A 21,043-nucleotide genomic window follows, 5' to 3' on the forward strand; every position below is an offset into this window, starting at 1 on the left:
AGCGGGGAAAAGCAGCCCGACCAGCGGCCGGGCTGCGAGGTTTATCGCACTTCGCCGCAGTTCAGGCAGAATGCATAACGGTTCTGAGGATCGTTCTGCTTGTCGAACAGACCAGGCTGGGCTTTCATAGCACTCATCACATCCAGCATCGGTGCTGGTAGCCAGGCTTTCAGCGTATCAGGCAGGACCGCCTGCACCGACGCGTTCATCTGGCTCAGCATCATATCCAGGAAGCTCGGGTCATCCTGATACCAGCTCAGCTGCGGATTACTGACTTTCGCCAGCTCGCCCGCCTTCTTCACGGCATCATCGAAGTCACCCAGTGCATCAACCAGACCATTGGCTTTCGCATCGCTGCCGGTCCAGACGTGGCCCTGTGCAATGGCATCAATCTGCTCTGGCGTTTTATGACGTGACTTCGCCACCAGACCGACAAAGTTGCGGTAGCCATTTTCGATGGTCAGCTGCATCAGCTGCTGAACTTCCGTTGGCAGCGCTTTGGTGGTTGAGATATCCGCCAGCGGTGAGGTCGCAACACCGTCGGTGTGCACGCCAATACTGTCCAGGCTGTTCTCCAGCGTATTGATCACGCCGAAGATGCCAATCGAGCCAGTCAGCGTGCTGGGGTTCGCCACAATGTAGCTGGCAGGGGTTGAGATCCAGTAACCGCCAGACGCCGCCATGCCTCCCATCGAGACCACAATCGGCTTACCGGCCGCCTGCGCTGCCGCCAGCTCTTCACGAATCGCTTCCGAGGCGGTGACGCTGCCACCCGGGCTGTTCACCCGCAGAATAATCGCTTTGATTTTCGGATCGAGACGCGCATCGCGGATCTGCGCCGCCGTCGTGTCGCCACCGACGTTGCCCGGCGTCTCTTCACCATCCATGATGGCACCGCTGGCCATGACTACCGCGATGTTGCCATCCTGCTGCGTGGAGGTGGTTTTCACGCTGTAGTCATAGATGCTGACGCTACGGTAATCGTTGCTCTGCTTATCCAGACCAAAGGTTTTTACCAGCTCCTGATCGGCTGCCGCACGTGAACCCAGGGCATCGACCAGCTTGTTATCCAGCGCATATTGCGCGGTATCGCCTTTAACGGCGTTTAATCCGGCAATAATCGCAGCAGCACCGGGGAAGAGTTGCTCCGGCGTAATCTGGCGGTTCGCTGCCACGGTGTTCAGGTAGTTCTGCCACAGCTGACCGACCCAGCGGCTGTCTGCATCCCGTGCGGCAGGGGACATGTCGTCACGCAGGAACGGCTCAACCGCTGATTTGTAGGTCCCGACACGGAAGACGTGTGAGGTGACTTTCAGCTTCTCCAGCAGGGTTTTGTAATAGAGTCCGTTAGTAGCGAAACCATGCAGATCTACGGTGCCCTGTGGCGACAGATAGATTTTGGTGGCGTAGCTGGCAAGGTAATACTGCGCCTGGCTGTAGCTGTCGCCCAGTGCATAAATCGGCTTGCCGCTGTCGCGGAATTCGCGCAGCGCTTTACCCACATATTGCAGTGAAGGCTGATCGCCACCGGCAAATTCGCGTAAATCGAGCACCATGCCTTTAATGTTGCTGTCATCTTTTGCCTGACGAATAGCGTCGACCACATCAAACAGCGAATTTTCCTGTAAGCGGTCACTGCTGGCACCCAGCAGCTGGCGGCCAATTTTGCTCAGACGATTGCTTACCGACGGTTTATCCACCAGCACGCCGCTGAGATCCACTTTCAGTGCGCCTTGCTGAATCGGCGCTGAACTGCCGCCCGACCCGCTGACCTGCAGCCAGATCCCTACACCCACCACAATCAACAAAATCAGGAAAATATTCAGAATAAATTCCCTGATAAAATTCAGTACCCGCCAGCTCCAGCGGAACAGACCTGCAATTATTCGCCACAATGTGCGCATCAGACTCTCCATAAATATGTAGCAGGAAGTGGCCGCCGCGCGGACCAGACTTCCCCGACGAGCTCATCCTAAAGAGCGGCGTGTTAAAAGTCAGCAGGAAATCACTGCGCACTGTTACAAAAAATCTGCCTGTGCCAGGATAACTGCAACATTACAGAGATCGGGAGAGAAACATGGACGCACTGGAGTTACTGGTCAACCGACGTTCGGCCTCACGCCTGACTGAGCCGGCACCTGCGGGTGACGCACTGGAAAATATCCTGCGGGCTGGTATGCGCGCCCCGGATCACGGCACGCTGCAACCCTGGCGCTTTATCATTGTGGAAAATGAGGGGCGCGACCGTCTGAGCCAGCTGCTGGAGCAGGCAGCACGCGATAAAAAGCTGGATGAAAAGGCGATTAACAAAGCGAGCCAGTCACCGTTTCGGGCACCGATGATCATTACGGTGGTGGCACATTGTGAAGCGCACCACAAAGTGCCGCGCTGGGAGCAGATCGCCTCGGCAAGCTGTGCAGTGATGGCCATGCAGATGGCGGCCGTCGCTCAGGGTTACAACGGTATCTGGCGCAGTGGTCCCTGGACCGATGACGAGCAGGTACGCCAGGGGTTTGGCTGCCGCGAACAGGATGCCATCGTCGGCTTTCTCTATCTGGGCACCCCGCAACTGAAATCCAGCACTACGGTGCTCCCACCTGACACGGCGCCTTTCGTCCGTTACTTCTGACTACAATGCTTGTCCGGTTCCGGCAGGGTGCATTTCAGCCCTGCTTTTTGCACGGTTCCTGTGCGAACGATCGCTAACGCCGCGCATCACACTTACGCCAGCGGGCCTGCCAGGCTAACATAGCCCCAGTATTCAAACCGACAGCGGACAACCGGTTATCACTGCGTTCCCCCTGATGTTAAGGATTACCTGATTCAATGCGTTTGTTTATTGCGGAAAAACCGAGCCTGGGGCGTGCTATCGCAGATGTGCTGCCGAAACCGCATCGACGCGGTGATGGATTCATTGCCTGCGGCAACGATCAGATCGTCACCTGGTGTGTAGGCCATCTTCTGGAGCAGGCGCAACCCGACAGTTATGACAGCCGTTATGCGCGCTGGTCGCTGGCGGATTTACCCATCATTCCGGAAAAATGGCAGCTAAAACCGCGTCCCTCGGTCGCTAAGCAACTGAAAGTGGTTGAGGGCTTGCTGGCGCAGGCGAATGAAGTGGTGCATGCCGGTGACCCGGATCGGGAAGGGCAGTTGCTGGTGGATGAGGTGCTCGACTACCTGAACCTGCCGGCTGAAAAACGCAGCAAGGTGCAGCGCTGTCTGATTAACGATCTCAATCCTCAGGCGGTGGACCGGGCAGTAAACCGCCTGCGTGAAAATCGCGAGTTTATTCCGTTGTGCGTCTCGGCGCTGGCCCGCGCCCGGGCGGACTGGCTCTATGGCATTAACATGACCCGCGCCTGGACGCTGCTGGGACGCAATGCAGGCTATGATGGCGTACTGTCGGTGGGCCGGGTGCAGACGCCGGTACTTGGGCTGGTGGTCCGGCGCGATGAAGAGATCGAGAACTTCGTGCCGAAAGATTACTTCGAAGTGAAAGCGCACATCCTCACGCCTGACGGCGCCCGATTTATCGCCAGCTGGATCCCCAGTGAGGCCTGTGAACCATGGCAGGATGAAGAGGGCCGCCTGCTCAAACGCGCGCTGGCGGAGCATGTGGTGACGCGTATCACGGGCCAGCCGGCGATCGTCACTGCCTACAGCGATAAGCGCGAAAATGAGGTGGCGCCGCTGCCCTTTTCCTTATCCAGCCTGCAGATTGAGGCCGCTAAACGTTACGGGCTGAGTGCGCAGACGGTGCTGGATACCTGCCAGCGGCTTTACGAAACCCACAAACTGATTACCTATCCCCGTTCGGACAGCCGCTATCTGCCTGAAGAGCATTTTGCCGGTCGTCATGCGGTGTTAAAGGCGATACAGGCGCATCAGTCACAGCTGACCCCACCGGCAGATTTCGATGCCGATCGCAGAAATCGCTGCTGGGATGATAAAAAAGTGGATGCCCACCACGCCATTATTCCAACGGCCCGTGCCAGCGCGGTGAAACTCAGTGAAAACGAGCAGCATATCTATGAACTGGTGGCGCGCCAGTATCTGATGCAGTTCTGCCCGGATGCGGTATTCCGCAAATGTGTCATCGATCTCGATATTGCCGGCGGAAAATTCGTGGCGAAAGCGCGCTTCCTGGCGGAAGCGGGCTGGCGTGCGCTGCTGGGCAACAAAGAGCGTGATGAAGAGAACGACGGCATGCCGTTGCCGGTGGTAGCGAAAGGGGATGAGCTGCTGTGTGAGCGCGGAGAGGTGCTGGCGAAGCAAACCCAGCCGCCACGCCCGTTTACCGATGCCACCATTCTTTCTGCAATGACCGGCATTGCCCGTTTCGTTCAGGATAAAGAATTAAAGAAAGTACTGCGTGCGACCGATGGTTTAGGAACGGAAGCCACACGCGCCGGCATTATCGAATTACTGTTTCGTCGTGGCTTCCTGGTGAAGAAGGGCCGCTATATCAATTCTACGGATGCCGGACGCGCCCTGATTCACTCCCTGCCCGATCTGGCAGCACGCCCGGATATGACGGCGCAGTGGGAATCGACACTGACGCGTATCAGCGAAAAGGCCTGCCGCTATGATGAATTCATGCAGCCGCTGGTGCAGACCTTAACCGGTCTGATCCAGCAGGCGCGACAGCAGCCTGCGGCGCATGCATTTCGGGGATTACCGTCCACCGGACAGAAACGTCCGGTGCGCAAAACCAGGCGTAAAGTGAAGGAGACGGAATGAGGCGTTATTCAGTATTACTGCTCGTGGCCCTGTCGCTGGCGACCAGCGTGGCGCAGGCCAACAGTCGTTATCAGTCGATACCACAGCAGGGCAGCAACGGTGGTAACACCGATGTCGTGGTGGATATGCCACCCGAGGCATGGACACAGGCAGAGAGACGTCAGCCAGACTGTCTCCGCTGCTGTATCTTTGAGAACCGTAACTACACGGAAGGCGCGGTGGTGAAATCAGAGGGGGTGTTGCTGCAATGTACCCGTGATGAACACTCCATCGGCACCAATAACCTGATCTGGAAAATAGTGAAATAGCCGTCGCGTGGCGCTCTGCCACGCGACCGTCAGTTAAAAGCGGAAGATTGACCAGATGGGTGCGTGGTCAGATGGTTTTTCCATGCCCCGGATCTCATAATCAATGCCGGTCTCAACGCAGTGCGACGCCAGGGTTTTGCTCGCCAGCACCAGATCGATGCGTAACCCGCGATTATCATCAAATCCTTTCGAACGGTAATCGAACCAGGAAAAGCGATCCGCCACCTCCGGATTGTGCTCACGCCAGGTATCAACCAGTCCCCAGCCCAGCAGGCGGTCCATCCACTCGCGCTCTTCCGGCAGGAAGGAGCATTTGCCGGTGCGCAGCCAGCGCTTGCGGCTCTCTTCACCAATACCAATATCCCGATCGGTGCTGCTGATATTCATGTCGCCCATAATCAGAACCGGCTTATCAGCAGGCAGATCTTCGGTCAGCAGACGTTGCAGATCCCGATAGAATTTCTCTTTAGCCGGAAACTTGGTGGGATGGTCGCGGCTTTCGCCCTGCGGAAAATAGCCGTTAATTACCGTGATATCGCCAATCGGGCTGGGAAGTTCCGCGATGATCAGGCGGCGCTGGGATTCTTCGTCATCACCCGGGAAACCCCGGCTCACTGACACTGGCTCAGCTTTGGTTAACAGGGCAACACCGTAGTGACCTTTCTGTCCATGATAGAAGACGTGATAGCCGAGCTTTGACACCTCTTCCAGCGGGAACATGTCGTCATGGACCTTGGTTTCCTGCAGACCGATAACATCGGGCTGATGCTGTTCGACAAGTGCCTGAAGCTGATGCGGGCGGGCACGCAACCCATTGATGTTAAATGAAACAAATTTCATGAGATCGACCGTTGTTCAGAAATGTCAGGCGGAGATGGTAGCGATTTTTGCTGAAAAAGTCATGGCGGAACAGGCTGAGATTGTGTGAAAGCGGGCAGGAGTGTGGGGGCGAACAGTAAGCTTAGGTATTATTTGGGGGATGGTGTGCAACATACGAGATGGTGGTGGGAGAAGGATTCGAACCTTCGAAGTCTGTGACGGCAGATTTACAGTCTGCTCCCTTTGGCCGCTCGGGAATCCCACCTGGGATAGTGATGTGGCTTAAGATGATTCAGATTCAGATGGTGGTGGGAGAAGGATTCGAACCTTCGAAGTCTGTGACGGCAGATTTACAGTCTGCTCCCTTTGGCCGCTCGGGAATCCCACCATGGCCTGAATCTTTCTCTCTTAAAGCGGGGCGCATCATACCAAATGCGATAAGGGTGTAAAGCGCCCACTGGCAAAACCGCAACTGTTTGCCCACTTTTTACGCGTAGCGCTGAATCTGCAGACAATTCAGCGCACTGGCTGATTAAAGAATAATCGTGCGGTTGCCGTAAACAAACACGCGTTGCCCCAGCACTTTATACAGTGCATTGCTCAGGACATTCTTTTCTACGTCGCGACCGGCGCGCATCATCTCATCGGCGGTGTAGCTGTGATCAACGTTTATCACATCCTGCATGATGATTGGGCCTTCATCGAGATTGTCGTTCACATAGTGCGCGGTGGCACCGATGATCTTCACGCCACGTTCATAAGCCTGATGATAGGGACGGGCACCGATAAAGGCGGGCAGGAAGGAGTGGTGAATATTGATAATCTGGTTCGGATAACGCTGCACAAAGGCGGGCGTCAGGACGCGCATATATTTTGCCAGCACCACGTAATCGGGCTGATAGCGGTCAATCTCTTCCACCATGCGGTTATCGTGCTCTTCCCGCGTCAGTCCCTCATGGCTCACCAGCACAAACGGAATATCGAAACGCTCAACCAGTGAACGCAGGGTGTCGTGGTTACCCACTACCGCCGCAATTTCCATATCCAGGCCGCCAAACGCGCTCTTCATTAACAGATCGCCCAGACAATGCGCCTCTTTAGTGACAAGAATCACCACGCGGCGACGACCGGCGCTGTGCAGTTCCCGGACTGAACCCTGGGGCAGGGCGCTGTCGAGGTCGGCGAGCAGGGTGTTGTCGTTGAAGATCCCTTCCAGTTCGGTACGCATGAAAAAACGCCCGGTGCGATGATCAACAAACTCATTGTTCTGCACGATATTAAGTTCGTGCTTGTAACAAATATTGGTGATTTTGGCGATCAGACCTTTTGCATCGGGACAAATGGTTCGTAAAACTTTTCTTTGCATGGTTTGCGCTTGCATCTCAATCAGAGTCCTGTCAAAGCATTAGGGGTAAAACCGCTGGGGTAGCCGTCAGCTTAACCACAACATTTTTTGTATTTTTTTTCACTGCCGCACGGGCAGCGATCGTTACGCCCCACGGGCGGTGCTGTACCGTCAACATAGTACCAGCGTTGATCCTCGCGAAGAAAGCGTGAACATTCATGAATGGCCTGAATGTTGGTTTTCTCGCGGTATCGCGCAAAAAAGGTAACGAAAGCTTCGTTCTCATGGCTTCCATGATTACAACGGGTTACATTCAGGCTGAGCCAGTCGGTTCCTGGAAAACTTTCAGATAAAAGCCCTGACAGCGCCGGATGACGCTTCTCAGGATGCCAGGTCGCAACCAGATAGTCCGCATTATGCTGAACATAAGCGCAATAACGGGATCGCATAAGTTGTTCAGCTGTAACAGGAATCTGGTTACCCTGAAGAAAGGGCTCGCAACATACGCTATACTGCTCTCCGCTACAACATGGGCAGGTTTCTGACACATTATCTCCCGGGAATGATGGGTCGGTTTTACAAGCGCGCTATGTTAGCTGACCCCGTGTTGTGATGCTACGTATTGACGGCAGGACCAGACAGAAATGAGAAAGGTAAAAATTGGATTGGCTCTGGGTTCTGGAGCGGCCAAAGGATGGGCGCACATCGGCGTGATCAACGCGCTGGAGCGTGCAGGTATTGAGATCGACGTCGTTGCGGGCTGCTCTGTCGGAGCATTAGTCGGATCTGCCTATGTGAATAACCGCCTGCCGCTGATGGAAAAATGGGTCAGTGCATTTCGCTACTGGGATGTTATTCGCCTGATGGATGTCTCCTGGCAGCGTGGCGGACTGCTGCGCGGTGAGCGGGTCTTTAGCCATGTTCGTCAGCTGATCCCCAATGACACGATAGAGCATTGTCATAAACCCTTTGGCGTGGTGGCGACTAACCTCAGTACCGGTCGTGAACTCTGGCTGACAGAGGGCGATCTGCATCAGGCAGTACGCGCTTCATGCAGTATGCCAGGTTTATTACCGCCGGTGGGCTACAATGGGTATTGGCTGGTGGATGGTGCCGTAGTCAACCCGGTGCCGATTTCACTTACCCGTGCCCTGGGGGCAGACATTGTTATCGCCGTTGACTTGCAGCATGACGCGCATTTAATGCAGCAGGATCTCTTTTCCGTGACACCACAGAATAGCGAAGAAGAAGCCGCCGCAGCGGCATTGAGTTGGGGTGGGAAGCTGCGTCAGCGTCTGGTGAATTTCAGCCAGCGCCGTGCGTCTCAGTCACCTGGCGCGATGGAGATTATGTCCACCTCTATCCAGGTGCTGGAAAATCGCCTGAAGCGGAATCGCATGGCAGGCGATCCGCCCGATGTTTTGATTCAGCCGGTCTGTCCGCAAATTTCGACGCTGGACTTTCATCGTGCTGAGGAAGCCATTGAAGCAGGCAAGGCCGCCGTAGAGAAGAAAATGGATGAACTATTACCACTGGTCCGTGGCAGATAATCAGGTTGTTCATTCAAAGCGGTGACTTCAGCCAATTCTTAAAGGCGCAACTGCGTTTTATGAACCACTATTGAAATATCTGGTACGCAGGGGGAAAGAATGGAAAAACCACTACTCGGCAAAAAGATACTCATTGTCGAAGATGAGGCTGTTTTCCGTTCGTTGCTGGACCAATTTTTGTTATCGATGGGTGCTGTGACGTTACAAGCGGAAGATGGTCTGGAAGCAATTGCACAACTACAACAGCATACTGTCGACCTGATTATCTGCGATCTGGAAATGCCCCGCATGAGCGGCATCCAGTTCGTTGAGCACATTCGTACCCGCGGCAACATCGTGCCGATTTTAATCATCTCAGCTACCGAGAACATGTCGGATATTGCGCATGTATTGCGTCTTGGGGTGCAGGATGTGCTGCTTAAACCACTTAAAAACTTTGAGCGCTTCCGTGAAGCGGTCTATGAGTGTCTCTATCCCTCTATGTTCACTTCGAAAGTGGAAGAGGATGAACAACTGTTCCAGGACTGGGATGCGCTGGTTCGTGATCCTAAAGCGGCTGCCAAGCTGCTCAAGCAACTCCAGCCACCGGTGCAGCAGACTATTGCCAACTGCCGGGTTAACTATCGTCAGCTGACGATGGCCGAGCAGCCTGGGCTGGTGCTTGATATCGCGGCGCTCTCCGATAAAGATCTGGCGTTCTACTGTCTGGACGTGACCCGTGCCGGTGATAATGGCGTGCTGGCAGCGTTGCTGCTGCGGGCGCTGTTCAATGGCCTGCTGCAGGAGCAACTGACCGGGCAGAAACAGCGTCTGCCGGAACTCAATGGGCTGCTCAGACAGGTCAATCTGTTACTGCGCCAGGCGAACCTGAGCGGCCAGTTCCCGTTACTGGTTGGGTACTATCATCGCGGATTAAAGAACTTAATTCTGGTTTCGGCCGGATTGAACGCCACACTCCATGTTCATGCCCATCAGATTCAGCTCAGCAATGGTGTCCCCCTTGGCACTATGGGCAGCACCCATCTTAACCAGATCAGTCAGCGCGCAGAAAACTGGCAATGCCACGTCTGGGGCGCGGGCGGGCGCATTCGGCTGATGCTATCGACGGAAGAATAAGCCGTAAAAACAGAGGAATTCTGGCGCTGAGGACAGGGCCAGAGTTTAGCTTTACAGTTGGGTAATAGTCTTAATTTCGACGGTTTGGTGCCTTCCAGGATAAATCCGTTCGATACTAACTGATATACTCATTTCCGATTTTAAACCGACATATCAAGTATTAACTTGAACGGCCTATAAGAGAGGTATCTTAATGTCTGCCAATAATACCAAAGTAAAAAAAGCGGTAATCCCGGTAGCGGGTTTGGGTACGCGTATGCTCCCGGCTACCAAAGCGATTCCTAAAGAAATGTTACCGCTGGTTGATAAGCCGTTAATCCAGTATGTCGTTAACGAGTGTATCGCTGCTGGCATCAACGAAATTGTGCTGGTAACGCATTCATCAAAAAATGCCATCGAAAACCACTTTGATACCAGCTTCGAACTGGAATCAATGCTGGAAAAACGCGTTAAGCGTCAGCTGCTGGATGAAATCCAGTCAATCTGCCCGCCACACGTCACCATCATGCAGGTTCGTCAGGGCATCGCTAAAGGTCTGGGTCACGCTGTAATGTGTGCACACCCACTGATCGGTGATGAGCCGTTTGCGGTTATCCTGCCAGACGTCATCATCGACGAATATGAATCTAACCCAACCAAAGATAACCTGGCAGAGATGCTGAGCCGTTATGAAGAGTCTGGCCGCAGCCAGATCATGGTTGAGCCGGTTGCCGATGTGACTGCATACGGTGTTGTCGATTGCCAGGGCGCAGAACTGAACCCAGGCGACAGCGCACCAATGGTCGGTGTGGTTGAGAAGCCTAAAGCGTCAGAATCCCCATCAAACCTGGCCGTTGTAGGTCGTTATGTTCTCTCTTCAGAGATCTGGCCACTGCTGGCTAAAACGCCTCCAGGTGCAGGCGGCGAAGTTCAGCTGACTGACTCCATTGCAATGCTGATGGAAAAAGAGACAGTTGAAGCATATCACCTGAAAGGCGTCAGCCATGACTGTGGTAACAAACTGGGCTACATGCAGGCTTTCGTTGAGTACGGTGTTCGTCATCCGGTATTGGGCAAAGATTTTTCTGAATGGCTCGATGGCGCAGTTGGCAACAAAAAGTAATTCATAAACACAGGATAACTCGATGAAAGTCACTGTATTTGGTATCGGCTATGTCGGTCTGGTTCAGGCTGCGGTGTTAGCCGAAGTCGGACATGACGTTCTCTGCATTGATGTCGACGAAAACAAAGTCGAAAATCTGAAAAAAGGCATCATTCCTATTTTCGAACCAGGTTTAACGCCGCTGGTAATGTCCAATTACGAAGCGGGTCGTCTGAAGTTCAGCACTGATGCTGAGCTGGGCGTAAACCATGGTGTTATGCAGTTTATTGCAGTTGGTACTCCACCAGATGAAGACGGCTCTGCCGATCTGAAATATGTGACCGCCGTAGCGCGCACCATTGCGCAGCATATGAACGATCACAAAGTGGTTATCGACAAATCAACCGTTCCGGTTGGCACAGCAGACAAAGTTCGTGCGGTAATGACGGAAGCGCTGAAAGCGCGTGACGCCAACATCACCTTTGATGTGGTATCTAACCCGGAATTCCTCAAAGAAGGTGCTGCAGTTAATGACTGTATGCGTCCAGAACGTATCGTTGTCGGTACTGACAACGACGACGTGGTAGAACTGTTACGCGAGCTCTATGAGCCGTTTAACCGTAACCACGATCGTATGATCATGATGGATATCCGCAGCGCAGAGCTGACCAAGTATGCAGCAAACTGCATGCTGGCCACCAAAATCAGCTTTATGAATGAGATGTCTAACCTGGCTGAACGTTTAGGCGCGGATATTGAAAAAGTACGCCAGGGCATCGGTTCCGACCCTCGCATTGGCTACCACTTTATCTATCCTGGCTGTGGTTACGGCGGCTCCTGCTTCCCGAAAGATGTGCAGGCGTTAATCCGTACCGCTGAGTCAATTGGCTATCAGCCACGTCTGTTGCAGGCCGTGGAAGATGTGAATGACAACCAGAAAAACAAACTGCCAACCTTTATCAAACGTCATTTTGGTGACGATCTGAAAGGTAAAACGTTTGCGCTCTGGGGCCTGTCATTTAAGCCGAACACTGACGACATGCGTGAAGCCTCCAGCCGTGTGCTGATGGAAACGCTGTGGGAAGCTGGCGCATCTGTTCAGGCGTTTGACCCTGAAGCGATGGATGAAGCACAGCGTATCTACGGTCACCGCAGCGATCTTAAGCTGATGGGTACCAAAGAAGCCGCACTGCAGGGCGCTGACGGTCTGGTCATCTGTACGGAGTGGCAAAACTTCCGTGCGCCTGACTTCGACATCATCAAAAATGCACTGAAAGAAGCCGTGATTTTTGATGGTCGTAACCTGTATGATCCAGAGCGTATCAGCAAACGCGGTTTCGTTTATTATGCAATCGGCCGCGGAGCGTCTATTCAAACTGCATAATTAACGAGGGATTTATGAACTTTCTGGTCACCGGCGCCGCAGGTTTTATTGGTTTTCATGTCAGCCAGCGTCTGCTGGCCGCCGGTCACCAGGTTGTCGGTATCGACAACCTGAATGATTATTACGACGTAAATCTCAAGCATGCCCGTCTCAATTTAATTAAGGCCGATCCTGGTTTTACTTTTATTGAGATGGACCTGGCGGACCGTGACGCAATGGCGTCACTGTTCGATCAGCAAAAATTCCAGCGCGTTATCCATCTTGGCGCTCAGGCTGGTGTCCGGTATTCCATTGAAAATCCTCATGCCTACGCAGACTCCAATCTGACGGGTCACCTCAATATCCTTGAAGGTTGCCGTCATCATAAAATTGAACATCTGCTCTACGCCTCATCCAGTTCAGTCTATGGTCTGAATCGCAAGATGCCGTTCTCAACCGAAGATAGCGTTGATCATCCGGTTTCTTTATATGCAGCGACCAAAAAAGCCAACGAGTTAATGTCACACACTTACTCGCATCTCTATCAGCTGCCGACCACTGGATTGCGCTTCTTTACGGTCTATGGCCCGTGGGGCCGTCCGGATATGGCGTTATTCAAATTCACCCGTGCAATGATTGCCGGTGAGGCGATTGACGTATATAACCAGGGCCAGATGAAACGCGACTTTACCTATATTGACGATATTGCTGAAGCCATTGTTCGCCTGCAGGATGTTATTCCACAACAGGACGACAACTGGACAGTTGAAACCGGATCGCCGGCAACCAGTTCAGCGCCTTATCGTGTTTATAATATTGGAAACAGTCAGCCTGTCACGTTGATGAACTATATCGAAGCGATTGAAAAAGCCCTGGGCATTACTGCGAAGAAAAATCTGATGCCAATGCAGCCTGGAGATGTACTGGAAACCAGTGCGGATACCGAAGCCTTGTTTAAGGCAATTGGATTCAAACCACAGACCGGGGTGGAAGAGGGCGTTAAAAACTTTGTGGACTGGTACCGCGACTTTTACCGCGTCTGAGTATCTGATTAAAAGAAAAAAGGAAGCTCCGGCTTCCTTTTTTATTGCGCATCAGGCTGCCAGGAAGGCAGTCACCCTGCGGGTCTTTACAGTAAAAAATCGTCCAGCTTTTTACCCTGTTCTTCCAGCGCTTTTTTAATCACGGCCGGTGTGCGTCCCTGACCGGTCCAGGTTCTGGACTCGCCTTTTTCATCGGTGTAACCATATTTAGCCGGACGTACTGAGCGTTTACCTTTTGCCGCAGTCCGTGTGTCGGTCAGCGTGTTAATCAGTTCATTCGGGTCAATACCATCAGCCAGTAGCATTTCACGATACTGATTAAGTTTACGCGTGCGTTCTTCATTTTCTGCCTGAAAATGAGACTCTTCTTCGCGGCGCTCTTTTACTACTACGTCCAGCTTTTCCAGCATCTCTTCCAGTATTTCAACGGAATACTCTCTGGCCTGGGCGCGCAGCGTACGGATATTATTAAGAACTTTTAGTGCTTCGCTCATTGTCCTGGTCTCTGAATAAGGGAAAAGTTGTGTTGCCCGCTAATAGTAGTGGCGACATAAAATAACTGCAATCATAAAAATATGTATATCACTAATTACCCACGTGACTAAAAATAATTTTCACCAGAAAATTGCACAGTTGTGCAGAATAAAAATATTTTCCTTTAGTCCGATATCAAATAAATTTAATGTATTCAGGTCAGCAACAAAAATGTCATTGCTTTTGTTGCGGGTAAAATAAGCAAAACTTATCCCGTTCGGCACTGCACTTAACAGGCGCTGGAAACGGCATGCAGAGGAATAAACGGCCAGCCGTTACACTTTATTCATTCATCAACCGCAACGTATTGCCGCCGCTTTGTGGTAATATGCGCGCCATTCCATTCAGTCCTGATGAAGATACGCGCCGATGGCTCAACTCTATTTCTATTACTCTGCCATGAATGCAGGGAAATCAACCGCACTGCTACAATCCTCTTATAACTATCATGAGCGCGGCATGCGTTCACTGGTTTACACCGCTGAAATCGATAATCGCTTTGGTGCCGGGCAGGTGAGTTCCCGTATCGGACTATCGTCACCGGCCTTGCTATACAACGCAGAGACATCACTCTACAGCGACATCGCTGCTGAACATGCCGTTCAGCCTGTCCATTGCGTGCTGGTTGATGAGAGTCAGTTCCTGACCCGTGAGCAGGTTAAAGCGCTGTCAGATGTCGTAGACGACCTTGATATTCCGGTGCTCTGTTATGGTCTGCGCACGGATTTTCGCGGTGAACTGTTTGTTGGCAGTCAGTATCTGCTGGCGTGGGCAGATAAGCTGGTTGAACTCAAAACTATTTGTCACTGTGGGCGCAAGGCCAGTATGGTTCTGCGACTGGATAGCGAGGGCAAACCTTTCAGTGAGGGTGAGCAGGTAGTGATTGGCGGTAACGAACGTTATATCTCAGTCTGCCGTAAGCATTATAAACAGGCGATAGAGCAGGGATCGTTGCAGGCGATCCATGGCGCTCAGACTCCGCTGAATTAACCCTATTGTTCAGGCAATAAAAAACCCGCCGGGGCGGGTTTTTTTATCAGACAGTCAGAACGGCACTATCAGATTTTTTTGGCTTTCTTCTCAAGCTTAATACCTTTTACCGGCTGCTCAGCAATGGCTTCGGCTACGCTTGAGAACGGTTCGACAAATTCACGACCGTAGTAGGTATCAAGCATAATCTGTTTCAGTTCAGCAATCAGCGGATAACGTGGGTTAGCGCCGGTACACTGGTCATCAAACGCATCATCGGCCAGTTTATCGACTTTCGCCAGGAAGTCCGCTTCCTGCACACCCGCCTCACGGATAGAGGTTGGAATACCAAGTTCAGTTTTAATCTCATCCAGCCAGGCGAGCAGCTTCTCAATTTTCTGCGCGGTGCGGTCGCCTGGTGCGCTCAGACCCAGATGGTCAGCAATCTCGGCGTAGCGACGGCGCGCCTGAGGGCGATCGTACTGGCTGAAAGCGGTCTGTTTAGTCGGGTTGTCATTCGCGTTGTAGCGAATAACGTTAGAGATTAACAGGGCGTTGGCCAGGCCGTGTGGGATATGGAACTCTGAACCCAGCTTATGCGCCATTGAGTGACAAACCCCGAGGAAGGCGTTGGCAAACGCAATACCGGCGATAGTGGCGGCATTGTGTACGCGCTCACGCGCCACCGGATTTTTGGCGCCTTCGGCATAGCTGGCTGGCAGATTCTCTTTCAGCAGTTTCAGTGCCTGCAGTGCCTGTCCGTCAGAGTATTCATTCGCCAGCACTGAAACATAAGCTTCCAGCGCGTGGGTTACGGCATCCAGACCGCCGAAGGCGCAGAGTGAACGCGGCATATCCATCACCAGGTTGGCATCGACAATCGCCATATCAGGCGTCAGTGCGTAGTCAGCGAGCGGATATTTCTGACCCGTCGCATCATCGGTCACTACAGCAAACGGCGTGACTTCAGAACCGGTACCGGACGTGGTGGTGATGGCAATCATGCGCGCTTTGACACCCATTTTCGGGAACTTGTAGATACGTTTACGGATATCCATGAAACGTAACGCCAGCTCCTCGAAGTGAGTTTCCGGATGTTCGTACATCACCCACATGATTTTCGCGGCATCCATCGGTGAGCCACCGCCCAGCGCGATGATGACATCCGGTTTGAAGCTGTTCATCTGCTCAGCACCTTTACGCACGATGCTCAGCGTCGGGTCAGCTTCAACTTCGAAGAACACTTCCGTTTCAATGCCGTGTGATTTCAGCACGCGGGTCACCTGGTCGGCATAGCCGTTATTGAACAGGAAGCGGTCAGTGACGATAAAGGCACGTTTCGCGCCATCCGTTGCCACTTCTTCCAGCGCAATTGGCAGTGAACCCCGACGGAAGTAGATGGATTTTGGAAGTTTGTGCCACAACATATTCTCAGCTCGCTTGGCGACAGTTTTGGTATTGATCAGATGTTTTGGACCGACGTTCTCTGAAATAGAGTTTCCGCCCCACGAACCACAACCCAGCGTCAGAGACGGCGCCAGTTTAAAGTTGTAGAGGTCGCCGATACCGCCCTGCGAGGCGGGGGTGTTGATCAGAATACGCGCGGTTTTCATTTTGTCGCCGAAGTAGTGTACGCGTTCGGTCTGGTTGTCCTGATCGGTATAGAGACAGGAGGTGTGGCCGATACCGCCCATGGCGACCAGTTTTTCTGCTTTCGCGACCGCATCCTGGAAATCTTTCGCCCGATACATCGCAAGGGTTGGTGAGAGTTTTTCATGAGCGAACGGCTCAGACTCATCCACCAGTTTAACTTCGCCAATCAGAATCTTAGTGCTCGGTGGCACGCTGATACCGGCCATCTCCGCAATTTTGAACGCTGGCTGGCCTACGATGGCCGCATTCAGGCCGCCGTTTTTCAGAATGATATTCTGCACCGCACTCAGTTCGGCACCCTGCAGCATATAACCGCCATGGCTGGCGAAACGTTCACGCACCGCGTCATAGACTGAATCGACCACAATCACCGATTGTTCAGAGGCGCAGATAACCCCGTTATCAAAGGTTTTCGACATCAGAATCGACGCAACCGCACGTTTCAGATCGGCGGTTTCATCAATCACGACCGGCGTATTACCGGCACCGACACCAATCGCAGGTTTACCGGAGCTGTAAGCCGCTTTCACCATGCCCGGACCGCCAGTGGCGAGAATCAGGTTGATGTCAGGGTGATGCATCAGTTGATTGGACAGCTCAACGGAAGGTGCGTCGATCCAGCCGATAATATCTTTTGGCGCACCGGCAGCCACCGCCGCCTGCAATACGATATCTGCAGCTTTGTTGGTCGCATCTTTGGCGCGTGGATGAGGAGAGAAGATGATGCCGTTACGGGTTTTAAGGCTGATTAATGCTTTGAAGATGGCGGTTGAAGTGGGGTTGGTCGTCGGGACGATACCGCAAATCAGGCCAATAGGTTCGGCGATGGTAATGGTGCCGAAAGTATCATCCGTGGCTAACACACCACAGGTTTTTTCATCTTTATAAGCGTTGTAGATATATTCTGAAGCAAAATGGTTTTTGATCACTTTGTCTTCGACGATGCCCATACCGGATTCGGCAACGGCCATCTTGGCAAGCGGGATTCGGGCGTCTGCGGCGGCGAGGGCGGCGGCACGGAAGATAGCGTCGACCTGTTGTTGAGAAAAGTTGGCATATTCACGCTGGGCTTTTTTTACACGTTCAACCAGTGCATTAAGTTCGGCGACATTGGTTACGGCCATGGTGTTCTCCTGAAGGAAGTTAAACTTTTTTAGTAAACAATCCTGCGCCCTGAGTATAGTCACGTTGCCATAAGGCGCTGGACTGGATTAGAACGCCCGGATTTTCAACTGTTTACTGAACTAGTCTTCTGTTGCAGTCAGTGAGGTTTTCTTCGCTGCCGCTACTACTTCCGTTGCGAAAAGATTACCTGGTTTGGGGTAGGGCAATTTTGATGCAGATCAATTTAACCGCAAGCTGACACCTTTCAGCTCCCCTTTATGCCCTTTGTTTATCAAATTGGTTACCTCTTCACGTCATCAGCCTGGTAGCGGCTAAATCCAGTCACTTTTTAATCTCTGGGGTAACGCGCTGGATGCGCCGTCATTCAACAGTATAAATAGCTGAGTCAGCATCTGGCGTCCGTGCCTGTTTTCACATACATTAGGCGCGTTTTCCCCCCCTGTGGTACGGAGTAAAGTCGTGAACCCTGCGCTGTTAGATTTATCAGGCTATATAAAATTTTTTGTCGGGCTCTTTGCGCTGGTCAATCCGGTGGGAATTATTCCGGTCTTTATCAGCATGACCCGTTATCAGGGGGTGGCTGAGCGTAACAAAACCAACCTCACTGCCAATCTGGCGGTTGCTATTATTCTCTGGACGTCACTGTTCCTTGGGGATGCGATTCTGCATGTGTTTGGCATCTCGATTGACTCCTTCCGCATCGCGGGTGGGATCCTGGTCGTCACCATTGCGATGTCGATGATCAGCGGCAAGCTGGGCGAAGATAAGCAGAATAAGCAGGAGAAGTCAGAAACGGCGATTCGTGAAAGTGTGGGGGTTGTGCCGCTGGCGTTGCCTCTGATGGCGGGGCCGGGTGCTATCAGCTCGACCATTGTCTGGAGCACCCGCTACCACAGCTGGATAAATCTGCTGGGGTTCACCCTGGCGATTGCGATCTTTGCATTCTGCTGCTGGTTACTCTTTCGGGCCGCGCCGTTAATGGTGCGTATTCTTGGCCAGACCGGTATCAACGTCATTACGCGTATTATGGGTCTGTTACTGATGGCGCTGGGCATCGAATTTGTTGTCACCGGCATGAAGTCCATTTTTCCCGGCTTACTCAATTAAACGCTCACTTATTTCAGAGAGTGAAGTGAAATAATGATCCGTAATGGTGCAGGAGGGGCATTTTATGCACCATTACGATGCAATTATTCGTTGTGCTTAACAGAATCAGGCAATTATAAATTTCATTACTGCGCGCTGGCTCACAGACTTTTTTCTGCGAAATAATGTCACTATTTTCACACGATATTCTGCTCTCTATTTTCGTGTAAGCCTCACAAACTGCCAGAATAATCACGCTATCTTAAATTTCATCACGCTGAAGCCAGATTCCCCAATATAAGTGCCAAAAAAGAGGCTGTTTGTCGCTGCTTTCCGCTCCTGAGAGGGGTTTCCAGCTAAATAGTCTATTTTTCATATCGATATGATATTTTCAGGACGAAAATTAACACTTCCGCTGCCTGACTTCTCATGATAAAAGAGAATTAGTTAACATTTTAGCTATTTTGCTTTGGCGCGCCTTCGCGGCTTCTGATAATTTTTGGCCCAACGTAAAATTTTTTCTCCGAAAGCCCAAAGTGAGAACGCTTTTTGCTTAAGCCTGTCGGGATACTTAATTTAAGGTTGGCGTTTCGCATGATTGGGATGAAGAATTTGCAGCAGCAGCGGTCAACACTCGCAGTCGTTTTGTTAATGGCTTTTTCGCCGGCCTATGCCGCCACGGTGCCGCCGGGTACAACACTGGCCGCGCAGCAACAGATTGTGATCAATAACGGCAGTGAAGTCTCCTCGCTGGATCCGCATAAAACCGAAGGCGTGCCGGAATCCAATATTATTCACAACCTGCTGGACGGCCTGGTCAATACCGATAACAGCGGGCAGGTGGTTCCTGGCGTCGCTAAAAGCTGGGAAAACCCGCAACCCACCGTGTGGATTTTTAATCTGCGGGAGGATGCGAAGTGGAGCAACGGTGAGCCGGTTACCGCCGCTGATTTCGTCTACAGCTGGCGCCGTCTGGTGGACCCGACAACCGCGTCGCCTTACTCCAGCTATCTGCAGGCAGCCCATTTTGCCAATATCGATGCCATCCTTGCCGCTAAAGCGTCACCCGATCAGCTGGGCGTGAAGGCGCTGGATGTCCATCGGCTGCAAATTACCCTGAGTGAACCTGTTCCTTACCTGGTGGCGATGTTAGCGCATACGGCGATGAAGCCGGTTTATGCGCCAGCCATTAAGCAGTGGGGCGAAGCATGGACCCGCCCGGGTCATTACATCGGCAACGGCGCCTACACGCTGAGCGACTGGGTAGTGAATGAAAAAATTGTCGTGAAGCGCAATCCTCGCTACTGGGATAATACGCACACCGTGATTGAACAGGGGACATTCCTGCCGATCGCCTCTGAAAACAGCGATATTAATCGCTACCGCAGCGGCGGCACGGATATTACCAACAGTGCGGTGCCACCAGAGATGTTTGGCAAGCTGCGCAAAGAGCTGGGCGATGAAGTGAAGGTCAGCCCGCTGCTCTGCACCTTCTACTACGAGATTAATAACAAAAAGCCGCCGTTTACCGATGCGCGGGTGCGTGCCGCGCTGAAGATGACCCTCGATCGCGAGGTCATTGCCAATAAGATCATGGCCCAGGGGCAGATTCCGGCTTACAGCCTGACGCCGCCTTTCACAGCCGGTATCAAACTCACGCCACCTGCCTGGTTCACCTGGACGCAGGCGCAGCGTAATGAAGCCGCGAAGAAGCTGCTGGCAGAGGCCGGCTTTGATGCTGCCCATCCGCTGACCTTTACGCTGCTCTACAACACTTCCGATCAGAACAAACGGCAGGCGATTGCGGCCGCGTCGATGTGGCAGAAAAACCTGGGTGCTAAGGTGACACTGCAGAATCAGGAGTGGAAAACCATGCTGGAGACCCGTCATCAGGCGCAGTATGACGTGGTGCGCGCCACCTGGTGTGCCGACTACAACGAACCCTCAGCCTTCCTGAACATGCTGATCAGCAACGCCTCGATCAACACCGCGTTTTACAGCAGCGCGACCTTTGATCGTCTGATGGCGGAGACGCTGACGGCGGACAGCGAGGCGCAGCGCGCCGGCCTGTATCAGCAGGCTGAAACACAACTCGACAAAGACTCACCAATTGTGCCAGTTTACTACCGCGTAAGTGTGCGCCTGGTGAAGCCCTGGGTTGGCGGCTTCACGGGCAAAGACCCGCAGGACATGACAGACCTGAAGTACTATTTCATCAAAAAACACTGATCTGATCGCCCGTTCGGCGAGACAGTCGGAAAGCGCATCAGCAAACAGACCTTTTTTTGGGGTCAATCTCCCTGGTAAC

17 protein-coding genes and 2 tRNA genes are annotated in these 21,043 nt (G+C 52.7%); 11 read left to right on the plus strand and 8 right to left on the minus strand.

What is annotated here, in order from left to right:
- Window positions 1-41: 41 nt before the first annotated feature.
- The gene (gene sppA / locus ACVKSX_RS02515) at window positions 42-1,904 is read right to left on the minus strand and encodes a signal peptide peptidase SppA (protein ID WP_010260631.1); all 1,863 of its coding nucleotides are present in this window, start codon (window positions 1,902-1,904) and stop codon (window positions 42-44) included.
- A 173-nt stretch (window positions 1,905-2,077) separates the two neighbouring features.
- Between sppA and ACVKSX_RS02520 the strand changes: the two genes are divergently transcribed.
- The 3 genes from ACVKSX_RS02520 (at window position 2,078) to ACVKSX_RS02530 (ending at window position 5,051) form a co-directional block, all read left to right on the plus strand.
- A complete protein-coding gene (locus tag ACVKSX_RS02520; RefSeq protein WP_354438300.1) occupies window positions 2,078-2,629 on the plus strand; it encodes an NAD(P)H nitroreductase in 552 nt (183 codons plus the stop codon).
- A 197-nt stretch (window positions 2,630-2,826) separates the two neighbouring features.
- Entirely contained in the window at window positions 2,827-4,743 is a 1,917-nt protein-coding gene (locus ACVKSX_RS02525) for a DNA topoisomerase III (protein ID WP_354438302.1), read from the plus strand.
- Window positions 4,740-5,051, plus strand: coding sequence for a DUF1496 domain-containing protein (locus tag ACVKSX_RS02530; protein WP_354438303.1), 312 nt, complete (start codon window positions 4,740-4,742; stop codon window positions 5,049-5,051). The genes ACVKSX_RS02525 and ACVKSX_RS02530 overlap by 4 nt, the downstream gene beginning before the upstream one ends.
- A gap of 33 nt (window positions 5,052-5,084) precedes the next feature.
- Here the strand turns inward: ACVKSX_RS02530 and xthA are convergent, their stop codons facing one another.
- The 5 genes from xthA to ACVKSX_RS02555 form a co-directional block, all read right to left on the minus strand.
- Window positions 5,085-5,891 carry an exodeoxyribonuclease III gene (xthA, locus tag ACVKSX_RS02535; RefSeq protein ID WP_172608738.1) on the minus strand — a complete coding sequence of 269 codons (807 nt, stop codon included), beginning with the start codon at window positions 5,889-5,891 and terminating at the stop codon, window positions 5,085-5,087.
- A 159-nt stretch (window positions 5,892-6,050) separates the two neighbouring features.
- Window positions 6,051-6,135, minus strand: a tRNA-Tyr gene (locus ACVKSX_RS02540).
- 38 nt (window positions 6,136-6,173) lie between these two features.
- Window positions 6,174-6,258, minus strand: a tRNA-Tyr gene (locus ACVKSX_RS02545).
- Window positions 6,259-6,402: 144 nt separating this feature from the next.
- Window positions 6,403-7,251, minus strand: a complete 849-nt coding sequence (purU, locus tag ACVKSX_RS02550; protein WP_003852258.1) for a formyltetrahydrofolate deformylase — start codon at window positions 7,249-7,251, stop codon at window positions 6,403-6,405.
- A gap of 56 nt (window positions 7,252-7,307) precedes the next feature.
- Window positions 7,308-7,763 carry a YchJ family protein gene (locus ACVKSX_RS02555; protein WP_029519106.1) on the minus strand — a complete coding sequence of 152 codons (456 nt, stop codon included), beginning with the start codon at window positions 7,761-7,763 and terminating at the stop codon, window positions 7,308-7,310.
- A gap of 96 nt (window positions 7,764-7,859) precedes the next feature.
- Here ACVKSX_RS02555 and rssA point away from each other — a divergent pair, with 96 nt between their 5' ends.
- The 5 genes from rssA (at window position 7,860) to ACVKSX_RS02580 (ending at window position 13,368) form a co-directional block, all read left to right on the plus strand.
- Entirely contained in the window at window positions 7,860-8,765 is a 906-nt protein-coding gene (rssA, locus tag ACVKSX_RS02560; protein WP_010244341.1) for a patatin-like phospholipase RssA, read from the plus strand.
- Window positions 8,766-8,864: 99 nt separating this feature from the next.
- Window positions 8,865-9,881: a two-component system response regulator RssB gene (rssB, locus tag ACVKSX_RS02565; protein ID WP_010244345.1), complete on the plus strand. Its 1,017-nt coding sequence runs from the start codon at window positions 8,865-8,867 to the stop codon at window positions 9,879-9,881.
- A gap of 193 nt (window positions 9,882-10,074) precedes the next feature.
- Window positions 10,075-10,983 carry a UTP--glucose-1-phosphate uridylyltransferase GalU gene (galU, locus tag ACVKSX_RS02570; RefSeq protein ID WP_008925296.1) on the plus strand — a complete coding sequence of 303 codons (909 nt, stop codon included), beginning with the start codon at window positions 10,075-10,077 and terminating at the stop codon, window positions 10,981-10,983.
- 22 nt (window positions 10,984-11,005) lie between these two features.
- On the plus strand, window positions 11,006-12,346 hold the full coding sequence (locus ACVKSX_RS02575) for a UDP-glucose dehydrogenase family protein (RefSeq protein WP_003852248.1): 1,341 nt from the start codon (window positions 11,006-11,008) through the stop codon (window positions 12,344-12,346).
- 14 nt (window positions 12,347-12,360) lie between these two features.
- Window positions 12,361-13,368: an NAD-dependent epimerase gene (locus tag ACVKSX_RS02580; RefSeq protein ID WP_010244357.1), complete on the plus strand. Its 1,008-nt coding sequence runs from the start codon at window positions 12,361-12,363 to the stop codon at window positions 13,366-13,368.
- 86 nt (window positions 13,369-13,454) lie between these two features.
- Here the strand turns inward: ACVKSX_RS02580 and hns are convergent, their stop codons facing one another.
- Window positions 13,455-13,862 carry a histone-like nucleoid-structuring protein H-NS gene (gene hns / locus ACVKSX_RS02585; protein WP_010244359.1) on the minus strand — a complete coding sequence of 136 codons (408 nt, stop codon included), beginning with the start codon at window positions 13,860-13,862 and terminating at the stop codon, window positions 13,455-13,457.
- 409 nt (window positions 13,863-14,271) lie between these two features.
- Between hns and tdk the strand changes: the two genes are divergently transcribed.
- Window positions 14,272-14,892 (plus strand): thymidine kinase, encoded by a 621-nt coding sequence (gene tdk, locus ACVKSX_RS02590; protein ID WP_010244362.1) that lies wholly within the window; start codon window positions 14,272-14,274, stop codon window positions 14,890-14,892.
- Between the two features lie 68 nt (window positions 14,893-14,960).
- Here tdk and adhE read toward each other — a convergent pair whose 3' ends face one another.
- Window positions 14,961-17,648 carry a bifunctional acetaldehyde-CoA/alcohol dehydrogenase gene (gene adhE / locus ACVKSX_RS02595; protein WP_354438306.1) on the minus strand — a complete coding sequence of 896 codons (2,688 nt, stop codon included), beginning with the start codon at window positions 17,646-17,648 and terminating at the stop codon, window positions 14,961-14,963.
- 460 nt (window positions 17,649-18,108) lie between these two features.
- Here adhE and ACVKSX_RS02600 point away from each other — a divergent pair, with 460 nt between their 5' ends.
- Window positions 18,109-18,756, plus strand: a complete 648-nt coding sequence (locus tag ACVKSX_RS02600; protein ID WP_010244367.1) for a YchE family NAAT transporter — start codon at window positions 18,109-18,111, stop codon at window positions 18,754-18,756.
- A 582-nt stretch (window positions 18,757-19,338) separates the two neighbouring features.
- Window positions 19,339-20,964, plus strand: coding sequence for an ABC transporter substrate-binding protein (locus tag ACVKSX_RS02605; RefSeq protein WP_207253773.1), 1,626 nt, complete (start codon window positions 19,339-19,341; stop codon window positions 20,962-20,964).
- The last annotated feature ends 79 nt before the right edge of the window (window positions 20,965-21,043 follow it).

It is taken from the genome of Pantoea sp. PvP021 (genome assembly GCF_054056055.1).